This is a genomic window from Streptomyces sp. NPDC055749 (assembly GCF_053617235.1).
On record NZ_JBSHFH010000013.1, the window covers coordinates 88,694 to 102,121 of the forward strand.

Sequence of the window (13,428 nt, forward strand, 5' to 3'; positions counted from 1 at the left end):
CGATACGCTGCCCGCGACCGACAAAGGATCTCCGGGGCGCAGGCGTCCCGTCCCTCATTGACCGCAATCCGCACGGTGCCGACGGACTTCGCGTCCGTCGGCCGATGCATGATCACCTCCGGGATGGCCTTAGCCCCATGAGCTGGTTCGAATCATTCGTCCTGGGCCTCGTTCAGGGACTGACCGAGTTCCTGCCGATCTCCTCCAGCGCCCACCTGCGGCTCACCGCGGCGTTCGCGGGCTGGCACGACCCGGGTGCGGCGTTCACCGCCATCACCCAGATCGGCACGGAGACGGCGGTCCTCATCTACTTCCGCAAGGACATCGCCCGGATCGTCTCGGCGTGGTTCCGCTCGCTGACCGACCGCTCCATGCGCAGTGACCACGACGCCCAGATGGGCTGGCTGGTCATCGTGGGCTCGATCCCCATCGGTGTGCTGGGTGTGACGTTCAAGGACCAGATCGAGGGACCGTTCCGCGATCTGCGTCTGATCGCGACCACTCTGATCGTCATGGGCATCGTCCTCGGCATCGCGGACCGTCTCGCCGCCCGTGACGAGGCCGGGGGGAAGCACCGCGCGGTCAGGGAGCGCAAGTCGCTCAAGGACCTGGGCATCAGGGACGGTCTGATCTTCGGCTTCTGCCAGGCGCTGGCCCTGATCCCGGGTGTCTCGCGCTCCGGCGCCACGATCAGCGGTGGTCTGCTGATGGGCTACACCCGTGAGGCGGCGGCCCGGTACTCGTTCCTCCTGGCGATTCCGGCGGTACTGGCCTCGGGCGTCTTCGAGCTGAAGGACGCGGGCGAGGGCGGCCATGTGTCCTGGGGTCCGACGATCTTCGCGACCTTCGTCGCCTTCGGCGTGGGATACGCGGTCATCTCATGGTTCATGAAATTCATTACCACCAAGAGCTTCATGCCGTTCGTCATCTACCGCGTGCTGCTGGGCATCCTCCTGTTCGTGCTGGTCAGCGCGGGTGTACTGAGCCCGCATGCGGGTGAATCCGCAGGCTGACGAACGGCGGACCGGCCTCCGTCGTCGGCGGATCTCTCCCATCGCCATGCCGTGCTGCTCGTGATGTGATGAAACGAGGGGCCGAGAGGGAGAGAGCTATGGCCTCACCGGCAGCGGAGCGGAAGAACGGCGCGGGCCTGGTGTCGGTCCGCCCCTTGGCCGAGGCGGACCTGGATCAGGCCGATGAGATCTTCCGGGTCGCCTTCGGGACGTTCCTCGGGGTCCCCGAGCCGAAGACGTTCTTCGAGACCGCCGATTACGTCCGCACACGCTGGGCGGCCGATCCGCAAGCGGCCTTCGCAGCGACGGTCGAGGGTGAACTGGCCGGATCGAACTTCGCCGCAAACTGGGGCAGCGTCGGATACTTCGGACCCTTGACCGTGCGTCCGGACCTGTGGGACCAGGGCGTCGGCAAGCGCCTCATGGATCCGGTCATGGACTGCTTCGACACCTGGGGGAACCGCCACCTGGGCCTGTTCACCTTCTCGCACAGTCCCAAGCACCTTGAGCTCTACCGCAGGTACGGTTTCTGGCCCCGGTTCCTCACGGCCGTCATGAAGAAGCAGGCCGCGGGCAGCTCCGCGGCCCCCGGCCGGGTGTTGTACAGCGAGCTGCCTGCCGCCGAGCAGCCCGCCTGCCTCAGTGCCTGTCGCGCCCTGACCGGCGCCGTGTTCGAGGGCCTGGACCTGGAACGCGAGATCGTCGCCGCGCACACGCAGGGACTCGGTGACACCATCCTGCTCCAGGGCGCCGGCTCCGAGCTCGATGGCCTGGCCGTCTGCCACTGCGGAGCCGGATCGGAGGCCGGCGAGGACGTGTGCTTCGTCAAGTTCGGGACCGTACGCCCTGGCCCGGAGGCCGCCGACCGCTTCGAGCGACTGCTCGACGCATGTGAGCAACTGGCGGCCGAGCGCGGTCTGAGTCAGCTGGACGCCGGGATGAACCTGGGCCGCCCGGATGCCTATCGGCGCATGATCGACCGTGGTTTCCGCACGTGGCTGCAGGGCGTCACGATGCACCGGCCCAACGAGCCCGGTTACAGCCACCCCGACGCCTATGTGATCGACGACTGGCGCTGAGACCTCCGCTGCAGACACGCCGGGTGAAGCCCATGCGTGGCTGACGCCGCTGAGCCGCCTTCTTCCTCCTCCGTCACGAACTCCGGGAACCAGGAGTCGGATTCGTCCGACTACTGGGACGAAGCACAGTGACACGAGCGGTATCAGGGGCCCGCGTGGCCCAGGAGGAGGCCGACAGGCATGCACTGGTACGAGGACGACTCCCTGTGGTCCGACTTCGCACCCACGATGTTCTCCGCCGACCGCACAGCGGCCACGGCCGCGCTGGTGGAGTCCTCGCCCCTGCTGGACTTCCCACCGGGCTCCCGGGTGCTCGACCTGTGCTGCGGCCCGGGGCTCTTCCTGGTGCCGCTGGCCCGGCGCGCGTACGACGTCACGGGCGTCGATCTCTCGCCTTCGATGCTGGAACGGGCGAGGAGTGCCTGCGAGCAGGCGGGGGCCGAAGTGCGGCTGGAGCGGGCTGACATGCTGACGTACACGGCTCCGGGCGCGTTCGACGTCGTACTCAACGTGTTCACGTCCTTCGGTTACTTCGAGGACCCCGAGGACAATCTGCGGGTCCTGCGCAACGCGTGGGAGAGCCTCGCCCCGGGCGGGCAGCTCCTGGTCGATGTCATGGGCAAGGAGGTGCTGGCGGGCTGGATCGGGCGCCCGCAGGCCGTGGATCTGCCGGACGGTTCGTACGTCGTCCAGCGGGACACCGTGCTCGACAGCTGGCGGCGGCTGCGGACCGACTGGACGCTGGTGCAGGGCAGTTCGGCGCGTACGGCATCGCTGACGTCCTGGCTCTACAGCGCCGCGGAACTGCACGCCCTCTTCGAGGCCGCGGGATTCACCGACGTCGAATGCTTCGGCGGCTTCGACGGTTCGGGCTACGACCACCGCTCCGAGCGGCTGATCGTCCGCGGGCGGCGCAAGTGAGGCCCCGCACGGAGGCGAGCCCTCCGGCGGCGGACGCGCGTTCCGGGGCACGGGACGTCCACGAGCACATCACGGATGCCATCAAGGCCCCCGACCTCGTCCGTCTCGACGGCAACGTCGTGCTCGCCCGCTTCGAGACGATGAAGGTGTACGCGGCGCTCGGCGCCGTACGGTCGCTGCTCCGGCGGGGGCGGATCGTCCCCGGCCAGACGCTGATCGACAGTTCGAGCGGCATCTACGCGCTCGCCCTCGCCATGGCCTGTCACCGCTACGGTCTGCGGTGCCACATCGTGGCGTCCACGACCGTCGACTCGGTGATGCGTGCCCAACTGGAGATCCTGGGCGCCACGGTCGACCAGATGCCTCCTTCGCAGAGCCTCCTCCTCGACCAGGAGCGCCGGGTGCGCCATGTGCGCCGGCTGCTCGCCGACCGTCCCGACTTCCACTGGATGCGGCAGTACCACGACTCCGTCCACTACGAGGGATACCGGGAGTGCGCCGACCTCCTCTCCCGGGCGCTGCCCGAGGGGCCGGTCACCCTCGTGGGCGCCGTGGGCACGGGGGCCTCCACCGGAGGTCTCGCGCAGGCCCTGCGGGCGTCCGGGCGCGCGGTGCGCCTGGTGGGCATCCAGCCGTTCGGCAGCGTCACGTTCGGCAGCGAGCAGTTCAGCGACCCGGAGGCGATCATCGCGGGGATCGGCAGTTCCATCCCCTTCCGGAACGTCCGCCACGACCTGTACGACACGGTGCACTGGCTGGACTTCCGGCATGCGATGGCGGGGGCGGTCGGCCTGCTGCGGCAGCACGCGGTCTTCGCGGGACTGTCCACGGGTGCGGCGCATCTCGTCGCCTCGTGGGAGGCCGCCCGGCACCCCGAACGCCTCCATCTCGTCCTGGGCGCCGACACCGGCCACCGTTACGCGGATCGGGTCTTCGCCCGCCACGCCGAAGCGCAGGACATGGCGGTCCTGCGGCCCCTGGCCATCGGGGCGCTCGCCGAGCTGCGCCCGCCGTGGTCGGTGATGGAGTGGGCACACCGCGCCGCTCCGGCGGGCGCTCGCTGTGCCGGGGAGAGTGTCCCCGGTCCCGTACCGTCCGTGGAGCTGACGCCATGACCCTCGCCGCACTCGAATCGCTCTCCTTCGGTCTCGGCCGCATGGTCTCGGCCGCCGCTGAGACCGGACACCGGCTGTGTCTGCTCACCGGCGACCGCTCGGTGTACCGGCACGAGCTGGCGACCCTCTCCGACGACGCACTGACCGTCGTCGACGTCGACACGAACGATCCTGCCGCGGTCCGTCGCGCGCTGGCCGCAGTGCCCGGTCTGGCCGGGCTGATCAACACCACCGACACGTGGAGCGCGCCGGCGGCCGATCTCGCGGCGGAGTTCGGGCTGCCGGGTCCTGATCCGGCAGCGGTGCGGCTGCTGCGCGACAAGTCCCGGGTGCGCGGCCTGCTGCACCGGGAGGGTCTGAGCAGGAGCGCCGCCGTGCGCATCGTGCCCGGCCGTGACGCGGCCGAGGACGTGCTGCGCGAGGTGGGTCTGCCCGCGGTGCTGAAGGACTCGGCGGGCACGTCGTCGCGCAACGTATGGATCGTCCACGACCAGGAGGCCCTGCGCGGCGCGCTCGACGAAGCGGCGCAACAGCCGCTCATGGGAGGGCTGTTCGCCGAGGGTTTCCTGTCCGGACCGCTGTACAGCGCGGAGACGATCAGCTGGGACGGCGCCACACGGCTCCTCGGCGTACTGAGCCGCCAGACCTCCCGGCAGCCCGCGGTACGGGAGGAGGCCGCCGCCTTCCCAGTCGCACTGCCGGACACCGAGCGGCGCGGTATCGAGGAGTGGGTCGGCCGCGTCCTGGCGACGGCGGGGCACCAAAGCGGCTTCGCGCACGTGGAGTTCATCCTCACGGCCGGGGGCCCCGAACTCGTCGAGATCAACCGTCGGATCGGCGGCGCGCTCGTGGGCGAGGTCCTGTGCCGTTCCCTCGGGACGAATGTGTACACCGCGATGATGGAGGAGGCACTCGGCCGTCGCCCTGACCTGATGGACATTCAATTCTGCTCCACCGGGGCTGCGTTCGGCTTCGTCCTCGTATACGCGGATCATCCGGGTGTTCTGAAGGGCTGGCTCGGTCTCGACGATCTGGCGTCCTTCCCCGGTTCGGTGCGCTGGTATCCCACGAGGGAGCCCGGTGACGCCCTGCCGCATGTGGGCGATCAGCGGGGGTGCACGGGCATCGTGCTGGCCGAGGCGGCAACGGCGGAGCTGGCGCAGCACCGGGCGTGGAGCGCGGCCACGCGGGTGCGGCCCGTCGTCACCGGTGGGCCGTGAGGCCGAGGCCGTCGGGAGGCGGGCCGGCGGCCCGCAGGCTTTCCTGCTGGCCGGCTCGTTCCTGATCACTCTCGGCAGCTTCGCCGTGCTGCCGTACATGTCGGTGCTGCTGCACCAGCGGCTCGGGCTGGGGCTCGGCACGGTCGGATTCGTGCTGGCCGTCGCCTCGTTGGTGCAGTTCTCCGGCGGTGTGGTGGCGGGGGCCGTGGCCGGGCGGATCGGCCTGCGGGCGACGATGCTCGTGGCGCTGGCCCTGCGGACGGCGGGGTTCGCTGCGTTCGTGCCGGGGCTGCGCAGTCCGGTGCTCGCGGTCGGTGCGCTGTTGCTGGTGTCGTGCGGCGCCGCGCTCTATCTGCCGGCCAACAAGGCATATCTGGTGGAGGGCGCCGCGGAGGAGGACCGGCCCCGGGTGCTGTCGGCCAGCAGTTCGGCGTTCAACGCGGGCATGGCCCTCGGGCCGCCCGCCGCCGCGCCGTTCGTCCTGGGTTCACCGGGCGCGCTGTTCGCCTGCGTCGCCGCGCTGTTCGCACTCGTCGGCGCGGGCCACGCGCTGCTCCCACCGGCGACGCCCCCCGCTCCCGCTCCCGCTCGCGCTTCCTCTCCCGCTCCCGCTCCCGCCGGGGATTCCGGCAGCAGGGGGACGGGCGCCTCGCCCTTTGCGGCGACCGTCGTCGGCGTTTACGTCTTCATGTTCTTCCAGCACTATCTGGCCCTGTACGCGGTGCCGCGTACCTCGGCGGCCTTCTACGGGGCCGTGCTGATGGGGTACGCCGGGCTCCTGGTGGTGGCTCAGCCCCTGTTGTCACGCCGGATCGCCGCGATGAGCCACCGGACCGCGATGCGGGTGGGGTTCGGAGCCATGGCCGCCGGGACGGCCGTCATCGCCTTCGGCGGGTATGTGGGCATCGGCGCGGGCGCGGCGCTGATGTGCCTGGGTGAGATCGTGCTCTTCCTGAAGAACGACCTGGAGGCACTGGCCCGTTCGTCCGCTCCGCCTGCCACGGTCTTCGGCCGACAGCGGCTGGCGGCGGGGATCGGCGCCTTCGGGAGCGGGGTCGTCGGGGGCCAGTTGTACGGGGCTGCGGAAGCGGCGGGCTCCGACCGGGGGTTCTGGCTCGCCGTCTGCCTCCAGGCTCTGATCCTTCCGGTGTGTTTCCTCCGCCGCCGGAAGGGTCCGGTCCCAGGACCCTTCCGGCGCACGGGAATCAGGCCGGTCAGGTCACGGCACTAGCACCTCGCAACGGGACGCGTCGGCGGGCGCCGGCATCTCCGTACGCCACACCGCGCCGAGGTCGCGCCTGGCGCGTGCCACCCGGGAGCGCACCGTGCCGATCGGGCAGCCGGCGGTGTCCGCCGTCTCCTCGTACGACATCCCCATGAGCTGGGTGAGGACGAATGCCTCGCGCCGCGCGGGGTCGATGCTCCGCAGCGCGTCGAAGAGTGCCACCGTCTCGTCGAATCCCGGCACATGGCGGGGCTGGGCGCGTTCTGCCGCGGCCTGCCAGTCCGCCGTGTCGGCGATCCGCGGCCGGACGGAGGCCGTGCGGTAGCCGTCGATGACGACGCGCCGGGCGATGGACAGCAGCCAGGTGCGGGCGCAGGAGCGTCCCGCGAACCCGGCCAGGCCGGTCATGGCCCGCAGATAGGTCTCCTGGGCCAGATCCTCGGCGCCGGGTCCGTCGGCTCCGAGGTACGTGACGAAGCGGCGTACGTCGTCATAGGTCGCCCGGACGAAGCGTTCGGCCGCCTCACGGTCTCCGCAGCCGGCGGCCAGCGCCCAGCCGGTGATCTCGGAGTCGCGCTGCCGGGCCGGTAACACCCGGGCGGGGGAAGGCGTGGGGGCAAGCATCGGGGCAGGGGTCATCACAGCACGTCCTTCGCGTCTTTCACGGAGCCGCGGTGCGCACACACGGACTCCTCGTGACCGGCTCCCCCGCCTGTCGCCGTGCGTCAGGGGGCGGAACCGGCATGCCTGTCACGGGCGCGTGCACGCGAACGGCGCGCACGTCCCGGGAACCGCCCGGCGGTCAGCGGGCAGGCGAAGGCCGGACGGAGAGGCCGTGCGGGGGCGGGCCGCGCAGGGACAGGCAGTGCAGCAGCAGAAGGCCCTGGAGGCGGCGTCCCGGCCTGCGGCGCGGGCGGCTCCGTGCGACCGGCCCTGCGGGCGGGCAGGCGGTCCACAGCCGCCAGGCCGTCCACAGGGGCGCGCAGACGAACAGCGCCAGGGAGCGGCCGAGCCGGACGAGAGCCCTCTCGCCACGCCACAGCCACCAGCCGCAGACGAGACCGGCGATCAGGTGGGCGGCCGCCATGCCTGTGGTGAACACGGAACCGTCGAAGGCCGCCGCGATCGCCATCAGGTCCGCAGGACCGTCGGCGATCACCTCGTGGCCCGAGTGGTCGACGGTTCCGGGTGGGTGCCCGTGCGTCGCGTGGCCCGCGGTGGACGGCGCTCCGGGCAGAGCGGGCGGGAGAGAGCTGAAGAGGGCGTGCAGCGACACCTGGCCCAGGGCGCTCGCCGCGACGATGACGGCAGCGGTCCGTTCCCTTCCCGCCAGCCACCATCCGGCGCCTGTCACCAGTAACAGGGCGGACACCAGGACGGGAAGCGGCAGGGCGCCGCCGGACATATGGGCGTGCCCGAGCCCGGACACGGCGACGCACACGACCGAGAACATCACGGCGCGTACGAAGCGGAGTGCGGGTCCGGCTCCCATGGCCGCCATCGTGCCAGCGCCACCCGCCCTCGCGAGAAGACCATCAGATCCTGAAACAGCCTGAGTTGATCCGCTATGCAATGACACGATCCCCCTGTGATCCATGTCACATCGACCCCGGGGGAACTTTCCGTCGCACTCGCCCGACTGCTCCAACAACGCACCCGTGCACGCCTGGTGGCCCGGGGACGCACCCGCACCGCCGACGCGACCGAAGAGGCAGCACGATGAAGCCGTCCCCAGCGCCACCCGCACCCGAACCCGCCGAGGCCGACGCCCCGGCCACGGACACCGGCGACCGGCAGGCGCGCCCCACCCTGCGCTCCGACCTCCGCGCCTCCCTGCCCGACGGGCTCGTCGCCCTGGCGGTCACCGGGGCCGTCTTCGCGCTGCTCTACGTGCGGATCAAGGAGAAGACCTCCTCGACGGTGTCCGTCATGCCGTTCATGGCCGACGCGGGCGGCTTCTGGATGTACTTCCTGAGCCAGGCATTCGGCTGGTCGGCGCTGCTCTGGGCGTGGGGCACCGTCGTCCTCGGTCTGCTGCTCTCCGGCCCCCGTCCACGCAGGCTCCCGCTGTCCGGTCCCCGTCTCGAACGCCTCCACCGCACCACGAGCCTCAACACGATGGCCCTCATAGCGGCTCACGCCCTGCTCTTCGCCACGGAGCTCGTACGCCACGACACCGCACGCTGGCACTCGGCGGTCGCCACCGCGTTCGTCGAGGCGTTCGTACCGGGCGGCTACGACTCGGGCACCGGCAGGATCGCCATCCCCGTCGGCCAGGCCGCGCTGTACCTGGCCGTCCCGCTCGGCCTGCTCTTCTACGTCAGACACCGCATCGGCCCCAGGACCTGGCGGATCCTGCACCGCTGCGTGATCGTCGTGTACGTCCTGAGCGTCTGGCACACCCTGCTCTACGGGACGAACGTCTGGTACGACGGCTGGTTCCGCACCAGTGTCTGGCTCCTCCAGCTCCCGATCGCGGCCCTTCTGCTTCTGCGGCTGCTGAAACCGGCGCGCCGCTCCGAGCGCCTGCCGCGGCCAGGCACCGGGTCACCGGCCGGCTGGACCCTGCGCCTGACCGGCAGGCTGGCGGTCGTCGGCGTCGTCGTGGCCCTGCTCGCGGTCGTACTCAGCGGACATGACGGAGGCCGGGCCGTTCCCCCCGACGACACCTCCTCCACGCACAACCACGACTGAGCCGGACGGGTGTGCGTCCCGGGCGACGGGCGCCGGACGGCCGTAGCGTTCGAACGGTGCCCCGAGCCGGGAGGTGCACCACCGGACCCTGGAGGGAATCATGACCGCCACCGACCTTCCCGTGATCGCCGCAGTCGACGGTTCCGCGCACAGCCGGCAGGCCCTCGACTGGGCCGCTCAGGAGGCCCTTCGGAGGCGGCTTCCCCTGATGATCGTGCACGTCAGGCCGCCGGCCCGGCGGATGAGCCAGGAGTCCCAGCTCCGTGAGGCCGAGGAACTGCTGACCGAGTCCGTACGGCGGACCGCCCAGCTCGCGCCGGAGCTGCACCCCTCGACCCTCGCCCCGCTGGACTTCCCGGCAGCGGCCCTGATCTCGCTCGGTCAGGACGCCTCGATGGTCGTGCTTGGCTCTCGCGGCCTGGGCGGGTTCCGCTCCCTCATGATCGGCTCCAACAGCCTGGCGGTCGCGTCGATGGCGGTGTGCCCGGTCGTCGTCGTACAGGGCGAGAACGGCGAGGAGGAAGAGGCGGCGGCGCCGGAGACGTTCCCGGACATCGTCGCGGGGGTGGCCGCCGACGAGAGCAGTGAGGCGGTGCTGGAGTTCGCCTTCTCGACCGCCGTGACCCGGCCCGGTGCCCGGCTGCGCCTCGTCCACGGATGGACGATGTTCTCCTCCATGCTCTCCGGCGGCCCCGTCTTCGACCGGGACGCGGCGGCGGAGGCGGCCGAGCTGAGCCTCGCGGAGGTGACCTCGGGCTGGCAGGAGAAGTACCCGCAGGTCGAGGTCGTACGCGAACCGGTCAGCGGCTCCGCCTCGCGCACCCTGGTCACTGCGTCGGGCACCGCGGCGCTGACCGTCGTCGGGCGGCGCAAGGGGGGCGAGAGCCTGGGGCTCGGCCTCTCCCCTGTCGCCCAGACGACGGTGACGCACGCGCTCGGTCCGGTGGCCGTCGTCCCCTGCTGACATGACATCCGGTCACGGACCGTGCAGGCCCCTTGGCCTGACGGGTCCGTTGACCGAGACTTGGCCGATGACACAGCGCGTGGCTCTGGCAACGGTGATGGACCAGCTCTCCATCGATGCGGTGATCACCGGCTATGCGGTGGCGGTGGACGACGGCGCGTGGGCGGACTACCGCGCGCTGTTCGTGCCGGACGGGCGCGCCGACTACCGGAGCGCGGGCGGCATGGAGGGCCCGGCCGCCGACATCGCGCAGTGGCTCGCGGAGACCATGCGGCTGTTCCCGGTCCGCCAGCACCTGATCGTCAACCGGCGGATCGATCTCCAGGATCTGGGCGGCTACCCCGGCGACCGCGCGCAGGTGCGGGCCGACTACATCAACCCGATGCGGCTGGACGCGGGCGGACAGGACACGGCGGCGGGCGGGGAGACGGCACCGAACTTCGTCTCGGGTGGCCGCTACACCTTCGAGCTGCTGCGCACGGAGCCCGGCTGGGGCATCCGCACCGTCGTCGTCCACGAGAAGTGGCGGCGCGTACAGGGCTGATACGGCGGCCCCGGGGCCGCCCCCGCGACGCGCCAGCGGCACACGCCCGCTGTCCGCCCCGGATGCTCTCCTCCACACTGGGACCAGAGCCTGACCACGGCGACGGACATCGCTCACCGGGCAGGACGAGGAGGGCGCGGGATGGGCATGCGGATCGGGCGGGCCCCGGCAGGCCGGATTCCGGCCGACGGGAGCTCCGCGGGCCGGACCCCGGCCGGCCGGAGCGAGCGGGGCGCGACACTGCTGCGGTCGCCCTGGTGGCGCGGCGCCGCGGCCCTGCTCGCGGGCGCCCTGCCGGCCCTCGCGTTTCCGGCACCGTCGCTGTGGTGGTTCGCGTACGTCGCTCTCGTGCCCTGGCTCCTGCTGATCCGCTCGGCGCCCACACCCCGCCGGGCCGCTCTGGACGGCTGGCTCGGCGGCATCGGCTTCGTCATCGCCGTACATCACTGGCTGATGCCGAGCCTGCATGTGTTCCTCCTCGTGGTGGCCGCGCTGGTCGGTCTGTTCTGGGCACCCTGGGGGCTGCTCGTGGCCCGGCTGCTGGGCGGATCGCCGTCGGGTCCGCGCTGCGCGCTGGCCGTCGCCGCTGTGCCGTCCGGGTGGCTGATGATCGAGCTGGTGCGGTCCTGGGAGGGGCTCGGTGGCCCCTGGGGGCTGCTCGGAGCCAGTCAGTGGGAGTTCGCGCCCGCGCTGCGCGTGGCGTCGGTGGGCGGCGTGTGGCTGGTGAGCCTGCTCGTCCTCGCGGTGAACACCGCGGTCGCCCTGTTGCTCGTCCTGCCCTCGGCCCGCACGGCGGCAGCGGCCTCGCTGGTGGCCTGCGCGCTGGCCGTGGGGGCGGTGTGGGCCTGGGCGCCGCAGCCGGAGCGCACGGGTCAGGTGCGGATCGCCGTCGTGCAGCCGGGTGTTGTGGACGGCACGGGCAGCGTGGAGCGCCGTCTCGTACGCAGTTCGGAGCTGACGAGCGGGCTCGCGGGCCAGGACGTCGGTCTGGTGGTGTGGGGCGAGAGCAGTGTCGGCGTGGATCTGACGCGCAGCCCCGCGACCGCCGCGCGGATCGCGGAACTGTCGCGCCGGGTCGGGGCCGACGTGCTGGTCAACGCGGACGCCCGGCAGACGGACGGCGCGCGTCGGACCGGCATCTTCAAGTCCGCGGTCCTGGTGGGTCCGGACGGGCCGACCGGGGCCCGCTACGACAAGATGCGTCTGGTTCCGTTCGGCGAGTACGTCCCGCTGCGTTCGTTGCTGGGCTGGGCCACTTCGGTCGGCAAGGCGGCGGGCGAGGACCGGCTGCGCGGAGACCGGCCGGTGGTGATGGAGGTACCTGGCGCCGACGGGCTGCGGATCGGGCCCCTGGTGTGCTTCGAGTCCGCGTTCCCCGACATGAGCAGGCGCCTCACGCGGGACGGCGCCCAGGTGCTGATCGCCCAGTCGTCGACCTCGACGTTCCAGAACAGCTGGGCGCCCGCCCAGCATGCCTCGCTCGGCGCCCTGCGCGCCGCCGAGAGCGGCCGTCCGATGGTGCACGCCACGCTCACCGGCACGAGCGCGGTGTACGGCCCGCAGGGCGAGAGGGTCGGCTCACCGCTCGGTACGGACGCGAGCACGGCCGCCGTCTTCGACGTACCTCTGGCGCAGGGCACCACGCTCTATGTGCGGTTCGGCGACTGGGCGGTGTACGCGGCGCTGGCGCTGCTGGCCGTCCTGTGCGCCGCCGAGGGGACGCGGCTTCTCAGACGGCCTGCTCCAGGGCGTCCCGTACTACTCGCTCGCACAGCTCATGGGTCGCCAGAGCGTCCCGGGCGCTGAGCACCTTTCCGGCCCGCACCGCGTCCAGGAACGACATCACGCTCTGCTCGATGCCCCGCTGACGGGCGACCGGCACCCAGTCGCCGCGCCGCCGCACACTGGGCTGGCCCTTGTGGTCGATGATCTCGGCGAGGTTGAGCACCTGGCGCTTGGAGTCCTGTCCCGACACCTCCAGGATCTCCTCGGTCGATCCGTTGAGACGGTTCATCATGCCGATGGCGGTGAAGCCCTCGCCCGACAGCTGGAGCACGACGTGGTGCATCAGTCCGTCGACGATCCTCGCCCGCACGACCGTGCTCTCGACCGGTCCCGGCACCAGGAAGCGCAGGGTGTCGACGACATGGATGAAGTCGTCGAGCACCATGGTCCGCGGGTCCTCGGGCAGCCCCACCCGGTTCTTCTGCATGAGGATCAGCTCGCGCGGGTGCTCGGCGCACTGCGCGTAGCCGGGCGCGAGCCTGCGGTTGAATCCGACGGCGAGGCCGACGCCGCGTTCCTCGGCGAGCGTCACCAGCTGTTCGGAGTCGGCGAGTTCGTATGCGAGCGGCTTGTCGACGTACGTGGCGACGCCAGCTTCGAGCAGACGGCGGGTGATCTCCGGGTGCACCGCTGTCGGGGCGTGCACGAAGGCCGCGTCGAGCCCCTGGGCGATCAGCGATTCGAGGTCGGTGTGGCACTGCGCCGCCGGGATGCGATGAGTCTCGGCGACGGCGGCCAGGGTCGCCGGAGTGCGGGTCTGCAGGTGCAGTTCGACCCCGGGCAGGGTGCTCAGCACCGGCAGATACGCCTTCCGTGCGATGTCGCCGAGTCCGATACAGCCGACCTTCACAGGGGGTCTCCCTCGTCA

The 13,428-nt window shown here is 71.5% G+C and carries 13 protein-coding genes; 10 read left to right on the forward strand and 3 right to left on the reverse strand.

All coding sequences use genetic code 11. The annotated features are described in order from the left end of the window. The first annotated feature begins 137 nt into the window (after positions 1-137). The 6 genes from ACWGO0_RS12625 to ACWGO0_RS12650 all read left to right on the forward strand — a co-directional run bounded on the left by ACWGO0_RS12625 (position 138) and on the right by ACWGO0_RS12650 (position 6,579). On the forward strand, positions 138-1,013 hold the full coding sequence (locus ACWGO0_RS12625; RefSeq protein ID WP_453532292.1) for an undecaprenyl-diphosphate phosphatase: 876 nt from the start codon (positions 138-140) through the stop codon (positions 1,011-1,013). 98 nt (positions 1,014-1,111) lie between these two features. Continuing rightward, the gene (locus ACWGO0_RS12630) at positions 1,112-2,092 is read left to right on the forward strand and encodes a GNAT family N-acetyltransferase (RefSeq protein WP_453532295.1); all 981 of its coding nucleotides are present in this window, start codon (positions 1,112-1,114) and stop codon (positions 2,090-2,092) included. Positions 2,093-2,272: 180 nt separating this feature from the next. Beyond that, positions 2,273-3,013 carry a class I SAM-dependent methyltransferase gene (locus ACWGO0_RS12635; RefSeq protein ID WP_453532298.1) on the forward strand — a complete coding sequence of 247 codons (741 nt, stop codon included), beginning with the start codon at positions 2,273-2,275 and terminating at the stop codon, positions 3,011-3,013. Then, complete coding sequence (locus ACWGO0_RS12640; protein ID WP_453532300.1) at positions 3,010-4,128, forward strand: pyridoxal-phosphate dependent enzyme; 1,119 nt, start codon at positions 3,010-3,012, stop codon at positions 4,126-4,128. Before ACWGO0_RS12635 ends, ACWGO0_RS12640 begins: the two co-directional genes overlap by 4 nt. Continuing rightward, the gene (locus tag ACWGO0_RS12645) at positions 4,125-5,348 is read left to right on the forward strand and encodes an ATP-grasp domain-containing protein (protein WP_453532303.1); all 1,224 of its coding nucleotides are present in this window, start codon (positions 4,125-4,127) and stop codon (positions 5,346-5,348) included. The genes ACWGO0_RS12640 and ACWGO0_RS12645 overlap by 4 nt, the downstream gene beginning before the upstream one ends. Then, complete coding sequence (locus tag ACWGO0_RS12650) at positions 5,338-6,579, forward strand: MFS transporter (RefSeq protein WP_453532306.1); 1,242 nt, start codon at positions 5,338-5,340, stop codon at positions 6,577-6,579. The genes ACWGO0_RS12645 and ACWGO0_RS12650 overlap by 11 nt, the downstream gene beginning before the upstream one ends. Here ACWGO0_RS12650 and ACWGO0_RS12655 read toward each other — a convergent pair. Both ACWGO0_RS12655 and ACWGO0_RS12660 read right to left on the reverse strand, forming a co-directional pair. Then, the gene (locus tag ACWGO0_RS12655; protein WP_453532309.1) at positions 6,568-7,212 is read right to left on the reverse strand and encodes a sigma-70 family RNA polymerase sigma factor; all 645 of its coding nucleotides are present in this window, start codon (positions 7,210-7,212) and stop codon (positions 6,568-6,570) included. The genes ACWGO0_RS12650 and ACWGO0_RS12655 overlap by 12 nt on opposite strands. A 163-nt stretch (positions 7,213-7,375) precedes the next feature. Beyond that, positions 7,376-8,065: a hypothetical protein gene (locus ACWGO0_RS12660; RefSeq protein WP_453532312.1), complete on the reverse strand. Its 690-nt coding sequence runs from the start codon at positions 8,063-8,065 to the stop codon at positions 7,376-7,378. 227 nt (positions 8,066-8,292) lie between these two features. Here ACWGO0_RS12660 and ACWGO0_RS12665 point away from each other — a divergent pair, with 227 nt between their 5' ends. The 4 genes from ACWGO0_RS12665 to lnt all read left to right on the forward strand — a co-directional run bounded on the left by ACWGO0_RS12665 (position 8,293) and on the right by lnt (position 12,581). Continuing rightward, entirely contained in the window at positions 8,293-9,267 is a 975-nt protein-coding gene (locus ACWGO0_RS12665) for a ferric reductase-like transmembrane domain-containing protein (RefSeq protein ID WP_453532315.1), read from the forward strand. A gap of 100 nt (positions 9,268-9,367) precedes the next feature. Next, positions 9,368-10,231, forward strand: coding sequence for a universal stress protein (locus ACWGO0_RS12670; protein ID WP_453532318.1), 864 nt, complete (start codon positions 9,368-9,370; stop codon positions 10,229-10,231). A 67-nt stretch (positions 10,232-10,298) separates the two neighbouring features. Beyond that, positions 10,299-10,775 (forward strand): nuclear transport factor 2 family protein, encoded by a 477-nt coding sequence (locus ACWGO0_RS12675; RefSeq protein ID WP_453532321.1) that lies wholly within the window; start codon positions 10,299-10,301, stop codon positions 10,773-10,775. Between the two features lie 141 nt (positions 10,776-10,916). Beyond that, a complete protein-coding gene (gene lnt, locus ACWGO0_RS12680; RefSeq protein ID WP_453532324.1) occupies positions 10,917-12,581 on the forward strand; it encodes an apolipoprotein N-acyltransferase in 1,665 nt (554 codons plus the stop codon). On the opposite strand, the gene ACWGO0_RS12685 is transcribed toward lnt, so the two are convergent. Beyond that, a complete protein-coding gene (locus ACWGO0_RS12685) occupies positions 12,505-13,410 on the reverse strand; it encodes a Gfo/Idh/MocA family protein (RefSeq protein ID WP_453532327.1) in 906 nt (301 codons plus the stop codon). The genes lnt and ACWGO0_RS12685 overlap by 77 nt on opposite strands. Between the last annotated feature and the right edge of the window lie 18 nt (positions 13,411-13,428).